21 protein-coding genes are annotated in these 23,701 nt (G+C 41.4%); 2 read left to right on the top strand and 19 right to left on the bottom strand.

Translation table 11 applies throughout. The features are described from left to right. Positions 1-7 precede the first annotated feature (7 nt). Together ACWJAF_RS02520 and ACWJAF_RS02515 are read right to left on the bottom strand one after the other, a co-directional pair. Positions 8-2,320 carry an FHA domain-containing protein gene (locus ACWJAF_RS02520; protein ID WP_448861975.1) on the bottom strand — a complete coding sequence of 771 codons (2,313 nt, stop codon included), beginning with the start codon at positions 2,318-2,320 and terminating at the stop codon, positions 8-10. Between the two features lie 3 nt (positions 2,321-2,323). Further along, positions 2,324-2,836 (bottom strand): FHA domain-containing protein, encoded by a 513-nt coding sequence (locus tag ACWJAF_RS02515; protein ID WP_448861973.1) that lies wholly within the window; start codon positions 2,834-2,836, stop codon positions 2,324-2,326. A gap of 138 nt (positions 2,837-2,974) precedes the next feature. Between ACWJAF_RS02515 and ACWJAF_RS02510 the strand changes: the two genes are divergently transcribed. Then, positions 2,975-3,193 (top strand): helix-turn-helix domain-containing protein, encoded by a 219-nt coding sequence (locus tag ACWJAF_RS02510; protein ID WP_448861971.1) that lies wholly within the window; start codon positions 2,975-2,977, stop codon positions 3,191-3,193. Between the two features lie 77 nt (positions 3,194-3,270). On the opposite strand, the gene ACWJAF_RS02505 is transcribed toward ACWJAF_RS02510, so the two are convergent. The 16 genes from ACWJAF_RS02505 to gpr all read right to left on the bottom strand — a co-directional run bounded on the left by ACWJAF_RS02505 (position 3,271) and on the right by gpr (position 21,945). After that, a complete protein-coding gene (locus ACWJAF_RS02505) occupies positions 3,271-5,358 on the bottom strand; it encodes a polyribonucleotide nucleotidyltransferase (RefSeq protein WP_296029855.1) in 2,088 nt (695 codons plus the stop codon). Positions 5,359-5,733: 375 nt separating this feature from the next. Then, positions 5,734-6,000 (bottom strand): 30S ribosomal protein S15, encoded by a 267-nt coding sequence (rpsO, locus tag ACWJAF_RS02500; protein WP_006427570.1) that lies wholly within the window; start codon positions 5,998-6,000, stop codon positions 5,734-5,736. Between the two features lie 179 nt (positions 6,001-6,179). After that, positions 6,180-7,103 carry a riboflavin biosynthesis protein RibF gene (gene ribF, locus ACWJAF_RS02495; protein WP_296029864.1) on the bottom strand — a complete coding sequence of 308 codons (924 nt, stop codon included), beginning with the start codon at positions 7,101-7,103 and terminating at the stop codon, positions 6,180-6,182. Between the two features lie 14 nt (positions 7,104-7,117). Continuing rightward, on the bottom strand, positions 7,118-8,026 hold the full coding sequence (gene truB, locus ACWJAF_RS02490) for a tRNA pseudouridine(55) synthase TruB (protein ID WP_448861968.1): 909 nt from the start codon (positions 8,024-8,026) through the stop codon (positions 7,118-7,120). A 3-nt stretch (positions 8,027-8,029) separates the two neighbouring features. After that, a complete protein-coding gene (locus tag ACWJAF_RS02485; RefSeq protein ID WP_448861967.1) occupies positions 8,030-9,001 on the bottom strand; it encodes a DHH family phosphoesterase in 972 nt (323 codons plus the stop codon). Next, positions 8,991-9,377, bottom strand: coding sequence for a 30S ribosome-binding factor RbfA (gene rbfA / locus ACWJAF_RS02480; RefSeq protein WP_006427574.1), 387 nt, complete (start codon positions 9,375-9,377; stop codon positions 8,991-8,993). The genes ACWJAF_RS02485 and rbfA overlap by 11 nt, the downstream gene beginning before the upstream one ends. Before the next feature lie 12 nt (positions 9,378-9,389). Continuing rightward, positions 9,390-11,909, bottom strand: coding sequence for a translation initiation factor IF-2 (infB, locus tag ACWJAF_RS02475; RefSeq protein WP_448861965.1), 2,520 nt, complete (start codon positions 11,907-11,909; stop codon positions 9,390-9,392). Between the two features lie 14 nt (positions 11,910-11,923). Further along, a complete protein-coding gene (locus ACWJAF_RS02470) occupies positions 11,924-12,223 on the bottom strand; it encodes a L7Ae/L30e/S12e/Gadd45 family ribosomal protein (protein WP_448862038.1) in 300 nt (99 codons plus the stop codon). Positions 12,224-12,233: 10 nt separating this feature from the next. After that, positions 12,234-12,488 carry an RNase P modulator RnpM gene (gene rnpM, locus ACWJAF_RS02465; protein WP_448862036.1) on the bottom strand — a complete coding sequence of 85 codons (255 nt, stop codon included), beginning with the start codon at positions 12,486-12,488 and terminating at the stop codon, positions 12,234-12,236. A 34-nt stretch (positions 12,489-12,522) separates the two neighbouring features. Then, a complete protein-coding gene (gene nusA / locus ACWJAF_RS02460) occupies positions 12,523-13,728 on the bottom strand; it encodes a transcription termination factor NusA (RefSeq protein ID WP_296029876.1) in 1,206 nt (401 codons plus the stop codon). Positions 13,729-13,754: 26 nt separating this feature from the next. Then, positions 13,755-14,222, bottom strand: a complete 468-nt coding sequence (rimP, locus tag ACWJAF_RS02455; RefSeq protein WP_448861963.1) for a ribosome maturation factor RimP — start codon at positions 14,220-14,222, stop codon at positions 13,755-13,757. 187 nt (positions 14,223-14,409) lie between these two features. Next, complete coding sequence (gene nudC / locus ACWJAF_RS02450) at positions 14,410-15,246, bottom strand: NAD(+) diphosphatase (RefSeq protein WP_296029880.1); 837 nt, start codon at positions 15,244-15,246, stop codon at positions 14,410-14,412. Positions 15,247-15,288: 42 nt separating this feature from the next. After that, positions 15,289-17,529 carry a DNA gyrase/topoisomerase IV subunit A gene (locus ACWJAF_RS02445; protein WP_296029885.1) on the bottom strand — a complete coding sequence of 747 codons (2,241 nt, stop codon included), beginning with the start codon at positions 17,527-17,529 and terminating at the stop codon, positions 15,289-15,291. 90 nt (positions 17,530-17,619) lie between these two features. Continuing rightward, a complete protein-coding gene (locus tag ACWJAF_RS02440) occupies positions 17,620-19,542 on the bottom strand; it encodes a DNA gyrase/topoisomerase IV subunit B (RefSeq protein WP_296029889.1) in 1,923 nt (640 codons plus the stop codon). A gap of 117 nt (positions 19,543-19,659) precedes the next feature. Continuing rightward, positions 19,660-20,898 (bottom strand): stage II sporulation protein P, encoded by a 1,239-nt coding sequence (locus ACWJAF_RS02435; protein WP_448861960.1) that lies wholly within the window; start codon positions 20,896-20,898, stop codon positions 19,660-19,662. Between the two features lie 42 nt (positions 20,899-20,940). Beyond that, positions 20,941-21,945 (bottom strand): GPR endopeptidase, encoded by a 1,005-nt coding sequence (gene gpr / locus ACWJAF_RS02430; RefSeq protein ID WP_296029892.1) that lies wholly within the window; start codon positions 21,943-21,945, stop codon positions 20,941-20,943. A 256-nt stretch (positions 21,946-22,201) separates the two neighbouring features. Here gpr and rpsT point away from each other — a divergent pair, with 256 nt between their 5' ends. Further along, positions 22,202-22,465, top strand: coding sequence for a 30S ribosomal protein S20 (gene rpsT / locus ACWJAF_RS02425; protein WP_296029894.1), 264 nt, complete (start codon positions 22,202-22,204; stop codon positions 22,463-22,465). A 138-nt stretch (positions 22,466-22,603) separates the two neighbouring features. On the opposite strand, the gene ilvC is transcribed toward rpsT, so the two are convergent. Then, entirely contained in the window at positions 22,604-23,623 is a 1,020-nt protein-coding gene (gene ilvC / locus ACWJAF_RS02420) for a ketol-acid reductoisomerase (protein WP_448861958.1), read from the bottom strand. Positions 23,624-23,701: the final 78 nt, after the last annotated feature.

Here is a 23,701-nt window from a genome sequence, read left to right as displayed (position 1 = left end):
ATCCTTTTTATCTCCGGTCTTTTGCAACATTCTTTAATAGTATCGTTCCCAATACCATCATGATGACCGTCATCCCTATCAGGATTCCCCAGGAAGATACAACATGCATTTTTGATGCTTTAAAAAAGCTTTCTGCTTTGTGTTCCAGCATTGGAAAATCTGCCTGCATTTTTAATTCAAGTTTATTCAATCTGGCAATACTTCCAAGTGCTTCTACTGACCATCTACTTACTGTGCAATAGGAAATTTTTTTACCCATTCCTTCCAGGTTAAAAAGAATTCCACTAAACAGAAGTTGTATAATCAATACAAATGGAGCTGCTGTCATCGCCTTATCCCCGCTTTTAGCTATAGACGAGATAATAAATCCCATTGCAATAGCTGCCACAACGGTCAACCAGATTGTAAAGAGTATTTCTATTCGAAAATTTCTAAGAAAAATACCTTTTTCCCCGCTTTTCGTTAATGTAAGAAATACCATTGTCAAAGTAACTGCCTGTACCATTCCAAGTAACATTTGCAATACAAATTTTGACATCATATAACATGGCAGTTTTAAATTAGCCATGTATTCTCTTTTTAAAATAACTCTTTCTTTACAGATTTCCTGTATAGAATCAAACATTCCAATCCAGATTCCTGAACAACTCAATGCAAACAAAATAGATTTTGTGCTCTCATATATATTGAAAATATTCTCATCTGCCACGATATTAAGTAATATCGCAATCAGACACGGCTGCAATAACAAAATTATCAAACGCAAACGGTCATTCCATAATAATTCAGCATATCTTTGTGTCAAAATCAAAAATTGTCTTACAGCCGAAACTTTACTTCCTTTTTGTTCTATATTTTTCTCAACAGGTTGATTTATAGTTTTTCTGCTATTTCCATGTCTGGAACGTTCGAATTTTTCCTGCCAATATTGTGGATTTTCCGCTATCATATTATATATATTTACTAATTCACCGGTCTGATAAAATGCTTTCGCTTCCTGTACATTTCCGCAAAAACACAAACGGCCTCCGGGACCCATAAAAATGACTTTATCGCATAATTGCAGATTCTGTGTCGTGTGAGTAACTATAATAACGGTCTTATTCTGTTCTTTCGCCAGATCTCTAAGCGTCACCATCAGATTTTTTTCTGTTCCAGGATCAAGTCCAGAAGTAGGCTCATCTAAAAAGAATAATTTAGGATCAGCTAATAATTCAACAGCTATACTTGCTCTTTTTTTCTGGCCACCAGATAATTTCCTTATATAAGTATTCTGATGCTCTGTCAGATCAACCATTTTAAGAACTTCTGTGATTCTGTCTTCCATTTCCTGTCTTTGTGTATCTTCAGGCATCTTTAATTTTGCAGTATATAGAAGCATTCTTTTCAATGTAAGATTTTCATAAATAATATCCTGTTGAGGGACAAATCCAATAATATTTTTCATATATTGAAATTGCTCTATCAGATTGATTCCATTACAATATACATTTCCTGAAAACTCTTTTTCAAAACCGCTGATTGCATTCATCAACGTAGTTTTTCCAGCTCCCGATCCACCAATAATTGCAACAAATTCATTTGGATGAATTTCACAATTTACAGATTGTAATATCTTCTTTTTCTTTTTTCCTCTTCCAACTGTTTTATTGATATCACAGGCTCTGAGAGAAATTCCAGAAGTTAGCGTTCTATAATAAATACAGGTATTAGAATAGAATAATTGATAATCAAGAATCTGAATAATATCTTTGTCCATCAATTCTCTGTACTGTCTGACCGGACTTCCATTTACCATTACACCATTCGCACTATTCAGATCACGGAGAATCGTTTGGCCGTCTTTTTTATATATTGCACAATGGGTTTTTGATATACCTGGATGGTTTAATACAATCTGATTCGAACTGTTTCTTCCTATTAATATTTCACTTTTATCTAAAGATTGTCTTTTCCACATCTTATATTCATCTGCCATTTGATATAAAATAAGTACCATTTTTTCTGGCTCATGAATATTCCCAATTCTCATAATTGATTGATCATAAAGATCTACATATCCATCTTTCTTTTCAAGCATTTTCCTTTTTTCTGCACTTCCAAGATATGTCCCATTACTGCTATCTTCGTCTCTATATAAAAGATACGAATGTTCCACCTGAAATGTCCCATGAATTTTGGATATGATTGAATCTGCTATGACAATGTCGCATTTACTTTCATCTCTTCCCATATAAAGCAGTGTTTTACCAAATTGATTCAAATCAATTTCTGACATGTTTCCACTGCTATCTATAATCGTTAATGTTCTCTTTAGCATAGGCTAATTCTCCATAATTTCTATAACTTCAAATTCTTCATCTAAAGACAACCGAAACTTCATTCCGGGAATGAGTTTAACAGGTTCACTTATCACTTTATCATTCACAAATGTATGGTTTAGTGACTTCAAATCTTCCAGCCAAAATTCACAATTGATTTGATAAATCCGGGCATGTCTTCTGCTTATCATAGGATTATCCTTTATTACATAATCATTTTCTGCCTGTTTACCTATCATAAATTCATTGTCATCTACTTTAATCCGTTCTCCTGTTTTGAGTCTTTCTAAAGTCAAACAACATGCTTCAAATGGTGCAAATACCGTTTCGTCTTCATCGATATAAAGATTTTCTGCCAGAATGGTTTCATCATTCTCTTCTACATCTGGAATTAATTCCTCTTCTTCAGGCAAACTAATATTTCTAAGAATTACAGTTTCTGTAAAACCTTGTTTTTTTACCGGCGGAATATATACCTCAGTTCTATCTTTCCATCCTAAAAGTAGTTCTCTCATCCCTCATATTCCTTTCTACTCTTATCTTTCGATATATTCGTTCTTACGAAGATATTATATTCTTTTTTACGAAGATATTCAATCTATAAAAACTATTTTATGCTTATTGTATGCGCAAACAGGAGGCACAAGTATAAAATGATTGACTATAGCCCTTTTTGGAAAACACTTGAGAATTCTAATGAGAATTGGTATACATTAACAAATAAACATCATATGTCCAATAGTACCCTGCACCGTCTAAAACATAATAAAGATATCTCTACCAAAACATTGAACGATTTATGCAGGATATTGAACTGTAATATTCAAGATATTATTCAATACATTCCTTCAGATACAGATCAAATTTTATAAAAAATACCTCAGACTTCCACTTTCGGAAGCCTGAGGCATTTTCATATCTCTATCTTATTCATATGATTTTTTCAATTCTATTCCGCTACATCCTTCATTGAGAATGAAATTCTTCCCATCTTGTCTTTTCCAAGGCATACTACCTTGACAACATCGCCAAGTGTGAGAACGTCTTCTACGCGGTTTACTCTTTCTTTGGAAAGTTTGGAGATGTGTACCATTCCCTCTTTTCCCGGTGCAAACTCAAGGAATGCACCAAAATCTTTGATGCTGACAACTTTTCCTTCCAGAACCTGTCCTGCTTCAAAGTCTGTTACGATGATGTGGATCATCTTCTGAGCTTCTTCCATGCCCTTAGCATCTGTTCCACAGATAGATACTGCACCATCATCTGTGATGTCGATCTTAACACCTGTCTGCTCGATGATTGCGTTGATTGTCTTTCCACGCTGTCCTACTACGTCACCGATCTTCTGTGGATCGATCTGCATCTGGATGATCTTTGGAGCGAATTCTCCAACCTGTGCTCTAGGAGCATCGATTGCTTTATTCATAACTTCATCAATGATGTAAAGTCTTGCTTTTCTTGTCTTAGCGATTGCTTCTTCAATGATTGGTCTTGTCAGTCCGTGGATCTTGATATCCATCTGGATTGCTGTGATACCCTTGTGTGTACCAGCTACTTTAAAGTCCATGTCTCCGAAGAAGTCTTCGAGTCCCTGGATATCTGTAAGTACAAGGTAATCATCATCTGTCTCACCTGTTACAAGTCCACATGAGATACCAGCTACTGCAGCCTTAATTGGTACACCTGCTGACATCAGTGACATAGAAGATGCACATACACTTGCCTGAGATGTAGAACCATTGGATTCGAATGTCTCAGATACTGTACGGATCGCATATGGGAATTCAGATTCGCTTGGAAGTACTGGAAGTAATGCACGCTCTGCCAGCGCTCCGTGTCCAATCTCACGACGTCCCGGTCCTCTGGATGGTTTTGTCTCTCCTACAGAGTATGATGGGAAGTTGTAGTGGTGCATATATCTCTTTGTTGTCTCTGCTTCATCTAAACCGTCCAGCTTCTGAGCTTCAGAAAGTGGTGCCAGTGTACAGATATTGCAGATCTGTGTCTGTCCACGAGTGAACATTGCCGAGCCATGTACTCTAGGAATCAGGTCAACTTCTGCAGCCAGAGGTCTGATCTGGTCAATCTCTCTTCCGTCCGGACGTTTGTGGTCTTTTAAGATCATCTTACGTACAGTCTTCTTCTGATACTGGTAAACAGCCTCTGGAAGAACTGCAAGCCACTCTTCGTTTTCTGCAAATGCTTCTTCTAACTTCTCTGTTACGACACGGATATTTTCTTCTCTTGTCTGTTTGTCATCTGAGAATACTGCTACTTCCATCTCTTCTGGTGTAACGATCTCTTTGATTGCTGCGAAGAGTTCTTCCGGAACTGCACAGCTTTCATATTCGTGTTTTGGTTTTCCGCATTCTGCTACGATTGTGTCGATGAATGCGATTACCTTCTGGTTTAATTCGTGTGCTGCAAAGATTGCATCGATCATCTGCTGTTCTGGGACTTCGTTTGCTCCGGCCTCGATCATGATTACTTTTTCTCTTGTTGAAGCAACTGTTAAAGCCATGTCAGAAACTGCTTTCTGAGCTGCTGTAGGGTTGAATACGAATTCTCCGTCTACCAGACCTACCTGTGTTGTAGAGATTGGTCCGTCAAATGGGATATCTGAAATTGTTGTAGCAATTGCTGCACCAAGCATAGCTGTAAGCTCTGGTGAGCAATCCTGATCTACAGATAATACAAGGTTTTCCAGTGTTACGTCATTACGGTAATCCTTTGGAAACAGTGGTCTCATCGGACGGTCGATAACACGGCATGTCAGGATTGCATTTTCAGATGCTTTTCCTTCTCTTTTATTGAATCCTCCAGGAATCTTTCCTACTGCATACATTCTTTCATTGTATTCTACGCTTAATGGGAAGAAGTCGATTCCCTCTCTTGGTTTTTCTGATGCTGTTGCTGTACAAAGTACAGTTGTGTCACCATAGTGCATTAATACTGCACCGTTGGCCTGTTTTGCAACTCTGCCTACGTCAACTCTTAAAGTTCTGCCGGCAAGTTCCATCTCAAACTTTTTATACATAAATGTTTTCTCCTTTAATTTTTCTTTTGTGGTTTAAGATTACCCCGAAACTACTGAAAAACACATTTTTTAATTAAAAAAAGTCACTGCTGACAGCTGTTTTGCCATATAAAATCACTGCCCATAACTGTTTTTTAGATAAAATATACTTTTCAGTGGTCTCGGTGAAGTTTTCCCAATCCACAATCTTAATTATTATAACATATCACATATCACATTGCTACTCATATTTCAGGAAATCTGTAAATTCACGAAAGTATTGTTACTGTCCACACGTTGTGCAAACAGTAACAATAATTGCAACGTTTATTTTTTTACATAAGCAGCAAAGAAAAAGGGGACATTCTTCCGAATGTCCCCCATAAAAAGCATGAATTATTTTCTTAATCCAAGTTTTTCAATCAGTGCACGGTATCTTTCGATATCTGTTTTCTTCAGGTATGCAAGAAGTCCTCTTCTCTGTCCTACCATCTTAAGAAGTCCTCTTCTTGAGTGGTGATCCTTGGGATTAGCTTTGAAGTGATCTGTAAGATCATTGATTCTTGCTGTCAGGATAGCGATCTGTACTTCCGGTGATCCTGTATCTCCTGCTGTTCTACCATACTGTGCTACGATCTGTTCTTTCTGCTCTTTAGAAATCATTGTTGTTCCTCCTAATTATTCTTTCTTATAATTCTAAACGCCTGATATACGTGAAATCTGCTGTTCACATCTTCCACTGCATACTTAAGTATTAAGTAACGGTTGGAGTTTCCAGTTACCGAACACCGGCTTCAACGTTGCTTAGTATATCATATGCCCCAGTCAATGTAAAGGAAAATTTACGCAATTCCAAAATATTCTTTTCCTCTTGCAATGTCTCCATCTATCTGCTCTTTCAGCTCTTTCACCCCGGCAAATTTACGCTCAGGTCTGCGGAATTCCACAAGCTCGATCTTTGCACTTTTTCCATATGCATTGCCGGAATATCCGAACAGGAAACTCTCGATCAAAAGCCGCTTTTCTTCTGTTACCGTCGGTTTAATACCAATGTTGGCAATTCCCGGATATTCTTCCCCGTCAATCTGAACTCTGCAGAGATAGACCCCATGTGCTGGTACCAGTTTGTTTTCCGGCCATGCAATATTAAGCGTTGGAAACCCCAGTGTCCTTCCAAGCTTCTTTCCATGCTCTACAACACCTTCTACTGTATACGGATAGCCAAGCAGGGTTTCCGCCAGGCCTACGTTACCTTCTTTTACTACTTCTTTTACATAGGTGCTGCTGATAATACGGTCTTTGTACCGCTCTTTTTCAATTACGATCAGCTGATAGTCATATTTATCTGCATATTCTGCCAGCATCTTTACATCGCCCCGTTTTTCACAGCCGAAATTAAAATCTGTTCCTACCACAACGTATTTCGCATGGAACAGCTGATAGATGATCTTTTCAATAAAATCTTCTGCACTTACCTGACGGAAAGACTCTGTAAACGGGCATTCTATCAGATAATCAACATCAGTTTTCACATGCTCATACCGTTCTTCTCCTACCATCAGAAGCTGTGGTACAATATTCTTTTCCTTCCATAACGGTGTCATATCAAACGCACACACTACGCTGCTTATATGTTCTTTTTCTCCTAATTCATGGACTTTTGATATCAGTTTTTGGTGTCCTCTGTGCAACCCGTCAAACTTTCCAAAAGTCACTGCTGTCCTGCCGCTTCCTTTATAATCCGCAAGCCATTTGATATACTGCATATTTTTCGTCCTCGTTAATCGTTAAAAAACATTTTTACGATATGGTATTGTCTGTCTTTTTCTTTCCATTTATAAATGGCAATGAACTTTCCTTCTTCATCATAGAGACGTACCTGTGTTTCATCAGCCGGTATCGTTTTTCCATCTGTCAGCATCTTTGGCTCTAACGGATTGCCGTTTTTTGCAAATGCTTTCCACTTTTCTTTCACTATGATTTTCGGATATGAAGGAAACATTTCATCAATCGGGACCAGTATCTTACTGAGGATACCGTCCCCTCTTAGCTGTTCAATCTCGCTTAACGTCTTGGCATCTGCAATCTGAAAACTCGATACCCTGGTACGGATCAACGACTCCATACAGCCGCCACATCCCAGTTTTTCACCTATATCATGGCACAATGTCCGGATATAAGTTCCTTTCGAACATGATACTTCCATTCTGACTCTTGGAAGATCTACATCCAGTATGTTGATCTCCAGGATCTTTACCGGGCGTGCCTTACGTTCTACTGTCTTACCTTCACGCGCCAGCTCATATAATTTTTTCCCATTCACCTTTAATGCGGAATACATCGGTGGTATCTGATCATAATCACCGACAAATCCCATAACGCACTCTCTTACCGCTTTTTCTGTAAGATCCTGCGTGCTCCTTTCTTCCAGTATCTCACCGGAAGTATCCTGTGTATCCGTTGTTCTTCCAAGAAGCAATACTGCCTCATAGGTCTTATCTTTATCCGTCAGAAGATCACACAGCTTCGTTGCTTTTCCAAGACACACCGGCAGAACACCTGTCGCATCCGGATCCAGTGTTCCCGTATGGCCGATCTTTTTCTGACCGACAATTCCACGAAGCTTTGCTACCACATCGTGGGATGTAAATCCCTTTTCTTTATACACATTTATGATTCCGTGTATCATAGTTTACTGCTCCTGTGTTTTTTCCAGTTTTTCCAGCTGTTCTTCAATCTGTTTTGACAGATTGTTAAGCACATCGAATGGTGTTCCCGCCATTGTAAATCCTGCTGCCTTTTTGTGACCGCCGCCTCCAAAGTACTGCGCGATCTTGCTGACATCCAGTTCACTCTTGGAACGGAGGCTTACTTTGAATTCATTCTGTTTTAATTCATACATGAATACTGCCACTTCTACACCTTCGGTTACCCGAAGCTGGCTTACAATTCCTTCCAGATCTTTTGGTACTACACCGTAAAAATCCATGACATTTTTCCGGATAAAGGAAGCGATTCCGACTCCATTTAAGAACAGGATACTTTCCATCAATGCCCGTCCCATTACCTGGTTCTGTGCATAGGATTTGGCATAGAATGTATCTTCTATGATCTTTGGTCCGTCAATTCCTTTTTCCAGAAGTTTCGCTGCCACGCGGAACGTCTCCGGTCCTGCACACGAATACTGAAATACACCGGTATCGTGTACAATTCCAAGATACAGTGCTTCTGCAACATTTTTCGATATCTTTTCTTCATCCAGCAACCCATATACAAGCTCTGATGTAGAACTTGCTTCCGCTACAATATGATTTACATCAGCAAATCCGATATTGCTGATATGATGATCTACACAAAATGTATGCTTTGCATGATCCAGTAATGGTTTGGAATAATCAAGTCTTCCTGTATCCCCACAGTCCAGTGCGATGAAGAGATCGTATTCTTTCTCTTCATCTGCTACGGACTCCAGAATCGTCTCGGTTCCCTTTAAGAAATGAAATGACTCCGGGATATCTTTCAGATATATATCTACGGTTTTATCACTGTAGTTCTCACGGATATACTGTCCAAGTCCTACACACGAACCCACACAGTCTCCATCCGGACGTACATGCCCGCCGATTGCGATCGTGGACACGCTTTCCAATACTTTATTCAGCATCTTCCTCAACACCTTCCGTTTTCAGATCCTTGGTTACTTCATCAATCTTCTTTGACATATTCACGCCATATTCGATAGACTGATCCAGAACGAACTTAATCTCCGGTGTATTACGAAGGTTCAGTGTTCTTGCCAGTTCACGGCGGATATATCCTTCTGCACTCTGTAATCCCTTGATCGTCTGTTCCTGCTCATAAGCATCACCCAGTACACTGATATATGCCTTACAGGTCTTAAGATCCGGTGCAACTTCTGCTGCTACAACAGAAGTCCATGGTGCAACACGAGGGTCTTTTAAGCCCCCGCGGATAATATTAGATAACTCATGCTGCACTTCTGTGTTTACTCTTGTATTTTTTATACTTCTTTTTCTCATTTATATCAACTCCTAGCGTGGAATCTCTACCATCTTGAATGCCTCTACGAGGTCTCCTTCTTTGATGTCGTTGAAGTTAGCAAATACGAATCCACATTCGTAACCTGCTTTGACTTCTTTTACATCGTCTTTGAATCTCTTCAGAGATGCCAGAGGTCCTTCAAATATTACAATACCGTCACGTGTCAGGCGGACAGAGCAGTCTCTTTCAAATACACCATCCAGGACATAAGATCCTGCGATTGTTCCAACTCCGGAAGCCTTAAATGTCTGACGCACTTCTGCGTGTCCGAGTACTTTTTCCTCAAAGACTGGATCCAGCATACCCTTCATGGCAGCTTCTACGTCTTCGATTGCATTGTAAATGACACGGTACAGACGGATATCTACACCTTCACGGTCTGCTGTTTCTTTTGCTGTTGCATCCGGACGTACGTTAAATCCGATAATGATTGCATTCGATGCGGAAGCCAGACTTACGTCTGATTCGTTGATCGCACCTACACCACCGTGAATGATCTTAACAACAACTTCATCGTTAGAAAGCTTCAGCAAGCTCTGTTTGATTGCTTCTACAGATCCCTGTACGTCTGCTTTTACTACGATTCCAAGTTCTTTTAAGTTACCTTCCTGAATCTGTGTAAACAGATCATCCAGAGAAAGTTTTGATTTTGTCTCTTCCAGAAGCTTAACCTTGCTCTGTGAGATGAATGTCTCGGCAAAGTTTCTTGCTTCTTTTTCATTTGCACATCCTACGATGACTTCTCCTGCATTTGGAACGTCATTCAGTCCAAGGATCTCTACTGGTGTAGACGGTCCGGCCTCTTTGACTCTTCTTCCTTTATCATCCATCATGGCTCTTACTTTACCGAATGCAGAACCAGCTGCGATTGGATCTCCGACACGGAGTGTTCCTTTCTGAACCAGGATATTTGCAACAGAACCTCTTCCTTTATCCAGTTTTGCTTCCAGTACAAGACCTCTTGCACGGCGGTTTGGATTGGCTTTTAATTCCATTACTTCTGCTGTTAATGCGATCATTTCCATCAGATCTTCCAGACCTTCGCCTGTCTTAGCTGATACTGGAACGAAGATTGTGCTTCCACCCCAGTCTTCCGGAATCAGTTCGTACTCTGTCAGTTCCTGTTTTACACGGTCAATGTTCGCACTTGGTTTATCCATCTTATTAACGGCTACGATAATCTCTACACCTGCTGCTTTTGCATGGTTGATAGCCTCTACTGTCTGTGGCATAACACCGTCATCGGCTGCTACTACAAGTACAGCGATATCTGTAGAGCTTGCTCCACGCATACGCATAGCTGTGAACGCCTCATGTCCCGGTGTATCAAGGAATGTGATCTTTTCTCCGTTGATCTCTACTACATAAGCACCGATATGCTGTGTGATACCACCAGCCTCGCGGTCAATGACATTCGTATGACGGATTGCATCAAGAAGGGAAGTTTTACCGTGGTCAACGTGACCCATAACGCACACTACAGGCGGACGTTTTTTCATCTTCTTTTCGTCTTCTTCCTCTTCTTTAAGAAGTTCTTCGATTACATCTACAACTTCTTCTTTCTCGCAGAGAACGTCAAATTCTAATGCGATCTCTTCTGCTGTCTCATAATCGATCTCCTGGTTTACTGTAGCGATCTTGCCCTGCATGAAGAGTTTCTTAATGATTACAGACGGAACGATCTTCATCTTATCAGCCAGTTCTTTGATTGTAAGAACTTCTGGAATTGTGATCTGTTTGATCTCTTCTTCTACCTTCTGTTCTTTCTGCTGCGGCTTCTGAAGCTGCTGTTTTGGCTCGTTTTTCTTCTTGCCCTTTGGCATTCTTTCTTCATCATCACGACGGTAATCTTTTTTCTTATGATCGTCTTTACCCTTTACATTCTTTCTCTGTGGCTTCTGTCCTTCGATTGCAGGAGCAGGAATGCTTGGGTTATTCTTTCTGTCGTTTCTTCTGTTGTCATTTCTGTCTGAGAATTTGCGTCCCTGTCTGTCATCTCCACCACGGTTATTATCGCGTCTGTTGTCACGGTCTCCCTGATTTCTGTCGGAACGGCCATTCTGTGGACGGTCTCCTCTCTGGAATCTCTGTCCGCCTCTTCCTTCCTGACGGTCAGAACGTCCGTCTCTTCCTCCCTGACGTCTTTCGCCGGAGCGGTTATTATTTCTGTTGTCGCCTCTTCCGTCATTTCTGTCATTTCTTTCCGGACGTCTGGAAGTCTGTGGTCTGTCGGATGTTCTTTCTGTATTTCTCTTTGGTGCCTGGTCTGCGCTCTCTGTTCTCTTGGCTGTGTCATCTGCTGCCTGGCGTCTGGATGGGCGTCCGTTATTAACCTGCATAGTTTTTCCCTGTGCGCCCTGTCCCTGACGGTTTCCACCTGTTCTTCTGCCTTTATTTCCGCCGTTCTGTGTATTCTGCGGACGGAATACGTGCACGATGTTCTTTTTCTTTGGTGTTTCTGATTTTTCTATATTTTCATTTGTAGTTGTCTCTATATCTTTGTTTGACATATAATCTGCCTCCTCTATGCAATTGTCTCATTCTCTGTGTCCATATGTTTCCGGATCCCTTTGGCAAATCCCTTATCAAGGATTACCAAAGATGCTCGGAATTCTTTTCCCATTGCATGCCCCAGCGTATCTTTATCTTTGTAAAAATAAATCGGGACCTGATAAAAGTCACACATGTTCTGAAATTTCTTTTTTGTATTGTCTGATGCATCTCCCGCAACGATCACAAGATATGCTCTTCCGGATTTTACTTCTTTTTCCGTGCAGAACTCACCACTTGCAACTTTACCGGCTTTTGTGGCAAGACTGATCATGGATAATGCTTTACTCTGACTCAAGTACTTCCATCTCCTTTTCCAGTGCTTCATACACTTCTTTTGGGATAGCCTGCTTAAAGGATCTTTCAAGGCCCTTGTTTTTCACTGCTTTTGCAAGACAGTTACTGTCCGGGCAAAGATAAGCACCGCGTCCGTTCTTTCTTCCTGTTGCATCCAGAAGAAATTCTCCCTCCGATGTGCGGATGACACGAATCATTTCTTTTTTATTTTTCATTTCCTGGCATCCTACGCATTTACGCATAGGAACTTTTTTATTTGCTCCCACGAATTATCACCTATTCCTCTGTATCCTCTACTTCATTGAATGTGATCTCTGCGTCGTCTTCTGGAACTTCTGTCTCATCAGCCACTTCCTCTACATCCATGACTTCTTCCTGATCGTTATCATATTCCTCTTCGAATACACCTTCGCTCAGTTCCATATAGTTCTCCGGAAGTTCTCCTGATTCGATAGCCTGTGTCTCATTCTTGATATCAATCTTGTATCCGGTAAGTCTTGCTGCCAGTCTTGCATTCTGACCTTCTTTACCGATGGCAAGTGATAACTGATAGTCCGGAACGATAACGCTTGCTGTCTTCTCATCCGGATCAGCCATTACAGAGATAACTTTTGCAGGACTTAATGCATTCTCGATCAGGATGGCCGGATTATCGCTCCAGTTGATGATATCGATCTTCTCACCACGCAGTTCATTTACAATTGCATTTACTCTTGCACCGTTCATTCCGACACATGCTCCTACTGGATCTACATCCGGGTCATTCGACCATACAGCGATCTTTGTTCTGCTTCCTGCTTCTCTTGCGATGCTCTTGATCTCTACAATTCCGTCTTTTACTTCTGTCACTTCTGATTCAAACAGACGTTTTACAAGCTCCGGATGTGTACGGGATACTAAGATCTTAGGTCCTTTTGTTGTATTCTTAACTTCTACGATATATAACTTGATACGCTCTGTAGGTTTGAACACTTCACCTTTTACCTGTTCGTTCTCTGTCAGCATTGCATCTGCTTTACCAAGGTCGATGCTGACATTCTTTCCAACATAACGCTGTACGATACCTGTTACGATATCTTTTTCCTTTTCAAAATACTGATCGTATACAACTTTACGCTCTTCCTCACGGATCTTCTGAAGAATCAGGTTCTTTGCATTCTGTGTTGCAATACGTCCGAAAGATTTGGACTCGATCGGAATGTGCACGATATCACCAAGTTCAAACTTGCTGTCGATTTCTTTCGCATCTTCCAGGCTGATCTCTTCCAGTTTGTCTTCTACTTCTTCTACAACTGTCTTTTCTGCATATAACTGATATTCGCATGTCTCTTTGTTCATGATCAGTTTGATGTTGTCTGTTTTTCCAAAATGGTTCTTACAGGCGTTCATCAGAGAATTTTCAATTGCATCTAACAGCGTCTCTTTGCTGATATCTTTTTCTTTCTCTAATATATTTAATGCTTCTAATAATTCTGTATTCATGGTCTTATTCCTCCTTACATGTGCAACTAAAAATCAAATGCTAATCTGATCAGTGCAATTTCGCTTTTTTCAAATGTTTTTGTTGTCTCATCTTCCAATTCGATCGTTACAGTTTCTTCATCATAATCTTTTAAGATGCCGGTAAATTCTTTCTTTCTATCTATCATGCGGTAAGTTCTGATCTCAACTTCTTCCCCAAGGCTTCGTTTGAAATCTTTTTCCTTCTTCAGCGGTCTGCCAAGTCCAGGCGAGCTGACTTCCAGGATATAAGAATCATCGATATAATCCTTTTCATCCAGAATATCGGAAAGTCTGCGGCTTACTACTTCGCAGTCATTCACTCCAATTTCCCCCGGTTTATCAATATATGCACGAAGGTACCAGTTGCTTCCTTCTTTTACATACTCGACATCCACCAGTTCAAATCCATATTCTTCCACGATTGGAAGCAGGATCTCTTCTGTTTTCTGTTCATACATTTCTCTTTTTGACAATCTAAAATCCTCCTTATGCAGACCTTTCGTATGTGTTCTGATATCTTGTAGAACCGGCAGTCTTTTCAAAATGCGTAAGCAACAAAGAAGAGTGAACGATATGTCCACTCTTCTGCCGGTTGATTTATGTAGCTGTTATTAACTATAACACCGATATTCTGTAAAATCAAGGGATTTTGCGTATTTTTTACACTTTCCCGTGTTTGAACGCCATCATCATCTCATTTGTCAGGCTTAAATCTTCTGCCTCTACCGGCATGTTATCCCGTTCGAACCACTCTGCCATTGCAAGCTCTTCTGTATCCAGGGTGATTCCTTCCGCGCCGTCCAGCTCACAAAAGAATCCAAGTAACAAAGTATCCGTAAATGACCACGGCTGGCTCTTATAGTAACGGATATTCTTTACTTTTAATCCTACCTCTTCCATGACTTCACGGCGTACAGTTTCTTCTACCGGTTCGCCGATCTCACAGAAGCCGGCAAGCAGGGCATATTTTTTGTATTCTCTGCCTGCATACTTTGACATCAGGATCTTATCTCCATGTGTCACTGCGATAATAACTGCCGGACAAATCTTAGGGAATTCCATCATACCGCAGTCCGGGCAGCGCATCATACGCTCTTTATCATCATGTACCAGCGGCTGGCCACAGTGTCCACAGTACTTCCTGGACTGATACCAGCGGTATAACTGCCATCCAGTCACCGCTGCAAACTGTCTGTATTTTGGTCTTGCTTCACGGAAATACTGATTATCCATCAGTTCATATCCCGGAAAATTCTCCGGATCGATTCCCTCTGCCAGATAATATCCCTGTCCATCAATGGAAAATAAATACGTATATTCTTCATAAATATCCGGATGATACTTTCCTGCTTCTTCAAATGACAAAAATGAAATCTCCTGGTTTTCTATCTTTACCAGAACTTTTCTTCCTTCATAATATAAAAGTACGCTGTCTTTTTTTGGCGGTTCCGGTGTATATTCATTCCGGTATTCGTGTGGTTCTATATTCTGTATCATTTCTTTTATCCTCTGTACGTTGTGTCCCGTGGTTTTTCTTCGCTATCCCCGGTATTTTGTTCCTGTTCCATCTCGTTTTGCCTGTTTCAGACGATTCAGTGTAACTTCTTTTTCATGGTATTCTATCTTATATTCTGTTCCGTCATCGAACAGATATACATGAATCAGTTCATCATTTTTCTTAAGTCTGATACCTCTGACACCGATAGCACCTTTCTTTTTCTCCGTAACCTCATCTGCTGGAAACCTCAGGAAAAATCCGTCCTGTGTCTGTAAGACAATCTGCTGGTTCTCTGTAACTACCTGAATCTGTATCACTTCATCTTCCGGCTGCAATTTGGTTGCCGCAATGGTCCGCTTTGTTACCTGGAATTCGGATCCATCTACTTTTTTGACCATGCCCTGTTTTGTAGCAAATAAAAGTTTGACATAGCGCATCTGCTCCGCATCGCAGATATAGACAATCTCTTCCTGTGTGCTGTCGTAATTACTGATGTTGTCGATTGGAAGACCCTTGTCCCTGAATTTTCCATATGGAATGTCCATCACTTTTACCTGATGCATCTTACCGTCTTTTGTAAAGATACAGATCTTGCCGGTATTCATGCAGTTCAGGATATATTTATTCTCGTTATCTGCCGCCTCTTTGTTACGGTCATATGTGCTCTGGTCTACCGTCCTGGTATATCCGAAACGGTCCATCAGGAAGACTACCTGCTGTTCTTCGATCTTCTTTTCTTCGAATACTGCTTCTTCTGCATTTTCAACTACGGTTCTCCTCTTTCTTGAAAATTCTTTCTTGATATGATCCAGATCTTCCATAATAACTGCTGCCATTGAATCATAGTTATTCAGAATATCTTCGTATCTTGCGATTTTTCCAAGTGTTTCTTCGTGTTCTTTCTGAAGTGCTTCAATCTCCAGACCGATCAGCTTATACAGGCGCATCTCCAGAATAGCCGTTGCCTGGCGTTCTGTAAATCTTAACATTGCTGCCATCTTTTTCGATACTTTTGACTTGAATTGTATATTCTCTGTCTCTCCATGCATCAGGCAGGCTTTTGCGTCTTTGACATTACGGCTTCCTCTTAAGATCTCGATGATCAGATCGATGACATCACAGGCTTTGATCAGACCTTCCTGGATCTCTTTTTTATCCTGTTCCTTCTTAAGAAGTGTGTTATATTTTCTGGTTGCCATATCAAACTGGAAATCCACATGCGCTTCGATGATCCGTTTTAATCCCATCGTCTCTGGTCTTCCATCTGCGACCGCCAGCATATTGACTCCAAAGGTATCTTCCAGACGCGTCTTTTTATAGAGCATATTTGTAAGGTTCTCTACATCTGCTCCTTTTTTCAGTTCGATGACGATACGGATTCCTTCTTTGGAAGACTGGTTGGAAATATCTACAATGTCCGTCGTCTTCTTTGTTTCTACCAGATTGCAGACGTCATTTAAGAATTTTCCGATTCCGGCACCGATCATCGTATAAGGAATCTCTGTGATCACGAGACGTTTTTTTCCGCCTTTCATGTCTTCTACTTCTACTTTTCCACGGATCTTGATCTTTCCAACCCCGGTCTCATAGATTTCCGGAAGGTCATCTTTATTTACCACAATTCCTCCGGTCGGGAAGTCTGGTCCTTTGATGTATTTCATCAGTTGTCTGGTTGTAATCTCATCATTTTTCATGTAGGCTTTTACGCCGTCGATCACTTCTGCCAGATTGTGCGTCGGTATACTGGTTGCCATACCTACGGCAATTCCCTCTGCTCCGTTCACCAAAAGATTGGGAATACGCACCGGAAGTACGACCGGTTCTTTTTCTGTCTCATCAAAGTTAGGCATAAAATCTACGATATCTTTATCTAAGTCTGCCAGATATGCTTCCTGTGTGATCTTCGCAAGCCTTGCCTCTGTATATCGCATGGCAGCTGCCCCATCTCCTTCGATAGAGCCAAAGTTACCGTGGCCATCGACCAGGATCATGCCCTTTTTAAACTCCTGCGCCATCACTACCAGTGCATCATAGATGGAGCTGTCGCCGTGCGGGTGATATTTACCCATTGTATCTCCGACGATACGGGCACATTTTCTATACGGTCTGTCGTAACGTATCCCCAGTTCATGCATGTCATAAAGAGTACGTCTTTGTACCGGTTTTAATCCATCTCTTACATCCGGCAGGGCTCTGGCAATGATAACACTCATTGCATAATCAATATATGATTTTTTCATTACATCCGAATATTCGGTACGGATGATCTGTGAATCCTGCATTCTTTTTCTCCTGTCTTATATGTCTTATTTTCTTATTTTTAACCACTTATATGAGAATCAGTTTCTTTATATGTCAGTTTCTAAAACGTCTTATATATCAAGCTCTGCTTCCGTCGCATTTTCATAAATGAACGAACGTCTCGGCGGAACTTCTGATCCCATCAGCATCTCTGTAACACTGGATGCCATTCTTGCATCTTCAATCTCAACCAGCTTCAACAGTCTCGTCTCAGGATTTAACGTTGTCTCCCAGAGCTGCCCGGCATCCATCTCTCCAAGACCCTTATATCTTTGAAGGGTAAATGGACCATCATGCGTCTTTCTGTATCTTTCCAACGCTTTATCATCATAGAGATATTCTTCTTCGCCTTTCTTTGGCATCGCCTTATAAAGCGGCGGCATCGCAATATAGACATGTCCTTCAAAGATCAGCTCCGGCATAAAACGGTAGAACAAGGTAAGCAGCAATGTGGAAATGTGTGCTCCATCCACATCCGCATCGGCCATGATAATGATTTTATCATAGCGCAGCTTACTGATATCAAAGTCATTGCCATATCCTTCGGAAAAGCCGCAGCCAAATGCATTGATCATGGTCTTGATTTCTGCATTGGCAAGTACTTTATCAATACTTGCTTTTTCTACGTTCAGGATCTTACCACGGATTGGCAGGATTGCCTGGAACATACGGTCTCTGGCTGTCTTCGCCGAACCGCCGGCAGAATCTCCCTCGACGATAAAAATCTCGCATTTGGATGCATCACGGCTTTCACAGTTCGCAAGCTTACCGTTACTGTCAAATGAATATTTCTGTTTGGTCAGAAGATTGGTCTTCGCACGTTCTTCTGTCTTTCTTATCTTTGCGGCTTTTTCTGCGCAGCCGATTACTTTTTTCAGAGTCTCCAGATTACGGTCAAAGAAACGGATAATCTCATCGGTCGTTACTTTGCTGCAGGCTTTTGCTGCATCTGGATTATCAAGCTTTGTCTTCGTCTGTCCTTCGAATCTTGGATCCGGATGTTTGATCGATACGATTGCCGTCATTCCATTACGGATATCTGCACCTGTGAAATTTGCATCCTTTTCTTTTAAGATTCCAAGTTCTCTTGCATATTGATTAATTGCTGTTGTAAATGTCGTCTTAAATCCGGTCAGATGGGTTCCACCTTCTGCGTTATAGATATTATTACAGAAGCCAAGAACATTTTCATGAAATTCATTGACATACTGGAATGCAACTTCTACTTCGATTCCCTCTGCTTCGCCTTTAAAATATACCGGTTCGTGTACGGCCTCCTTTTTGTGATTCAGCTCACGGATAAATCCAAGGATTCCATCTGGTTCATGATATACGATATGTTCTGTCTCTTCGCCACGTTTATCTTCGAATATAATCGTAAGTGCCGGATTCAGGTATGCCGTCTCATGCAGTCTGCTTTTTACCTCTTCTGCCTTAAACCTGGTTTTTTCAAATATCGTATCATCCGGAAGGAAGTTTACCTTCGTTCCTGTCTTTCTCGTCTTTCCAATCGTTGGAAGTAATCCATTTTCCAGCTCAAGTACCGGTTTTCCCTGCTCATATCTGTCATGGTGGATATATCCGTCCCTGCTGATCTGTACATCCATATAGGTAGATAATGCATTTACAACAGAAGAACCTACTCCGTGCAATCCACCGCTGGTCTTGTATGCAGAATCGTCAAACTTTCCTCCTGCATGTAAGGTTGTATATACCACTCGTGCAGCAGATACTCCTGTTGCATGCAGATCCACCGGAACCCCACGTCCGTTATCTGCAATGGTAGCCGATCCGTCTTTTTCCAGCGTCACCTGTATCTCACTGCAATATCCGGCCAGATGCTCATCTACGGCATTGTCCACGATCTCATAGATCAGATGATTCAGTCCTTTTGTGGATACGCTTCCTATATACATTCCGGGTCTTTTTCGTACCGCTTCCAGTCCTTCGAGGATGGAGATACTGCCCGCATCATATGTATTTTTTTTCGCCATTCTATCTATATCCTTTCGTTATTTTATCGCTATATATTTTATCGCTATATTTAATAGATATTTAATAGTACAGATGTTCCCATACTTTGATTATCTTAACATAAAACATTTACCGAATCAAGCCAGCACCCGGTGCAGAAGATCTGCCAGAAGCTCCATTGCATTACGCATCTCTTCCACCGTATTCGTCTGTGCCCCGGCTTCGATCAAAAGTGTTTTCGGTCTGAAATGCATATTATAGCGGTAAGCTCTTAAGAAAATGTTTCTTGCAAATCCCGGGTAATACTCCGCAGCTGCAATCTCCATCTGCAGGGAAAATGCCAGGTTATCTTCCAGATATGGGTTCGCAAGATAACTGATATTACCATTAGCCCTGGTCCGGCTTAGTCCGTTAAAGAACATGATCTGTGCTGTCTGTTTTCCATCTATTTCCGTTACAAGATGTGTAGTATCTGCAACTCCGTCCCGGTGCAGGTCGATCACCACCTCTATACCGGGATTCTCCTTCAGGATTTTTTGCACTTCTGGTTCCGCCAGCTGATACGCTTTACTTCTGTCAAGTTTTCCATTTACCAGATCATACACACCTTCATGATGTAATGTCTGTATTCCATATCTCTGATTCAATAGTTCTGTCAGATATGTTCCCATTCCCACGATTGACGTTCCTGGATCTCCACTGACTGAATCAGCAAACATTTCCTGTGAATGGGTATGATATATGAGGACTTTGGGTGTTCCGTCCATGGTAATCTTCATGCTCTTACCCAGAAGTTTCTCCGCGCTGATCAGATCCGGATCTGCCATTGTACTGCTGTCTACCGTATAAAAATGACTCATGAGGTATTCGTAATCTTTCAATTTTTCCCTGTCAACCGCTGTCTTTGGAACGGCTTCCTGTACCGTCTCCGGAATCTGTTTGTCCGCTGTGATCAGCTGTCCGTTCTCGTCTACGGCATTTTCATCTTGTTCCTGCTGTTCCAGAATGAATGCATACATCTGCGCGTCTTCTGCTTCTGTATCTGCCTGCACCTGCGCTGCCGTATATGTTCCTACCGGCCAGAATGCCATGGCAGCCTCTGCCAGCATAGTCCATAGCATCTGTCCCGGACGTGCTCTTTTTATCTCTGCGTCAGAAGAAATGCCTTCGTGATTCATTGCACTCCCGTAAGAAAATGCAGGCATGATAATCTCCACAGCCCGTTCTGTGATCTCTCCCGTCCAAAGCCTGGTCAAAGAATCCCCCTGACGCCTCCATATTCCTGGAAACCGGCAGACGCATAACACCACACTGATGATAACCGCCAGTACTTTTACGGTCTGTATCAAGAGTTCCTGCCTGTCTTTTTTCTTCACCTTATCACCTCATTCTTTTTATCCTGTTCCTTTCTTATTACTTTATGCCCTGTTCTTTGAAATATGCACAGCTTTCCCGGAAAAGAGGATGTTCAGTGCCTCGGATATCGTGTAACTGATTCTTCTTATCGTCTCATCAATATCTTTTGGGGTCACAAACATCCCATTCAGATGTGGCGAGATTAATTCTTTTACCAGTTCATATTTTTCTGCGGAATTATATCCCTGAAGTACCACCCCTACTCCGCGCAGGCTGTCCGATGTTTCTAATGCTGCGATAAAGTTTTCCATTGTGTCGTTTACAATCGTTGCTGCATCCACAACTGTCGGTACTCCGATTGCTATGACAGGAATCCCCATTGTATCTTTTGTAATTGCACTTCTGTGGTTCCCGACTCCGGCTCCCGGGTGAATCCCGGCATCCGATATCTGTATCGTCCGGTTCAGTCTCTTCGTACTTCTTGCAGCCAGTGCATCGATTACCATGATAAGATCCGGACTGGTCTCCTGTACAATCCCTTTTATGATTTCTGCCGTCTCCATGCCGGTCTGTGCCATTACGCCCGGCACGACTGCGCTGACACTTCTTCCATTTTCTTCTTCTATGGCATATTTTCCGTATTCCTGCACGATATGTCTGGTAATATTCAACTGATCTACCACATACGGTCCCAGCGCATCCGGTGTTACTTCCCGGTTGCCAAGTCCGACTACGAGTACGGAATACCGATCTCTTTGTTCCTTTCCTTTGTTCTCATCCTGCATATATTCTGCCAGAAATCCAGCCAGTGTCTCCGATATCTCCCGGTGGTATCCTTCATCCCCCGCCGCAAGGTTTGGAGCTTCCAATGTCAGATAGGTTCCCACAGGCTTGCCCATCGTCTTTGCTCCATTTTCCGTTTCGATTTTAACAGTTGTAATCTTAATCTCTTTTTCTTCATCATATTCTTCTTCCAGAACGACCCCTGACACTTCTACATGATCTGATTCAAACCGCTCTTTCTGTTCCATCGCCAGATCCGTTCGGATTGTATACTTTTCAACCATCACGTTTTCTTCCTTTCATACGTCATTATCAGTAGCACTACTGTATCATATGGAATTTTCAGTTCAGAAAATTCCTGCCAGTGAACAGTAATCATGTTTCTACTATTTTTTCCAAGATTTCCTGAAATATGTATTGACAGAATGAGATTCATGACATAAAATAAATTCGTATGTTTCGTTAGATCGTCCGTGTCCGGCTCTAACGAACTGGAAATCGAATTAAAATCGAAATACATTGATATCGGAGGTGGACAAATTGGCTAATATCAAATCTGCAAAGAAAAGAATTTTAGTAAACGAAACAAAAGCTGCTAGAAACAAAGCAATCAAGTCTAAAGTAAAAACTTGCGTAAAGAAAGTTGAAACAGCTGTAGCTAAAAAAGATGCCGCTGCTGCTGCAGACGCATTAAAAGTTGCAATCGTTGAAATCAACAAAGCTGGAAGCAAGGGTGTTTACCACAAAAACACATGCTCTAGAAAGATTTCCCGTCTGACAAAAGCTGTTAACGGAATTGCTTAATAATAGAGATTAAACTCGAGTTGCAAACCAAGACCAGATCATCCCGTCAATGATCTGGTTTTTTTGTGTTTAATAGTGTATTAAACAGCAAAGGGTATGGCGACCGCCATACCCTTTGCTGTTGTTATATGTATCTGATTAGTTGTTGATCAGTTTGTCTTCTCCGTTCCAGCTGTAAAGCTTTCTGATCTCTGCTCCAACTTTCTCTGATGGATGCTCTGCAGCAAGTTTTCTCATAGCTTTGAAGTGTACCTGACGTCCTGCTGTAGACATATCTAATAAGAAGTCTTTTGCAAATGTTCCGTCCTGGATGTCTGTCAGGATCTGTTTCATAGCTTTCTTTGTATCTTCTGTGATGATCTTAGGTCCTGTGATGTAATCACCATATTCAGCTGTGTTAGAGATAGAGTATCTCATTCCAGCGAATCCTGACTGATAGATCAGGTCTACAATCAGTTTCATCTCATGGATACACTCGAAGTAAGCGTTTCTTGGATCATATCCAGCTTCGCAAAGTGTTTCGAAACCAGCCTGCATAAGTGCACATACACCACCGCAAAGTACTGCCTGCTCACCGAAGAGGTCTGTCTCTGTCTCTGTTCTGAATGTTGTCTCAAGAAGACCAGCTCTTGCTCCACCGATTCCAAGACCATAAGCAAGTGCACGATCCCAAGCTTTTCCTGTAGCATCCTGCTCTACAGCGATCAGACAAGGTGTTCCTTTTCCAGCCTGGTACTCACTTCTTACTGTGTGTCCCGGTGCCTTAGGAGCGATCATTGTTACATCTACATTCTTTGGTGGGTTGATGCATCCAAAGTGAATGTTGAAACCATGAGCGAACATTAACATGTTACCTTCTTCAAGGTTTGGCTCGATGTCTTTTTTGTACATATCTGCCTGTAACTCATCGTTGATCAGGATCATGATGATATCAGCCTGTTTTGCTGCTTCTGCTGCTGTATATACTTTGAATCCCTGAGCTTCAGCTTTTGCCCATGATTTGCTTCCTTCGTAAAGACCGATGATAACATCGCATCCAGACTCTTTTAAGTTAAGAGCGTGTGCATGTCCCTGGCTACCATAACCGATGATAGCGATCTTCTGTCCGTCTAATACTGATAAATTACAATCTTCCTGATAAAAAATTCTTGCTGCCATTTTAGCATTCCTCCTAAAAAATAAATTCATTTTTTATTCTTAAACATGGGGCTTCCCGTTTCCCAGGGCTTGTCTCTG

This window comes from Dorea sp., assembly GCF_977044405.1.
Note: the sequence above shows the minus strand (reverse complement) of the source record. Positions and strands in the feature narration are given on the sequence as shown.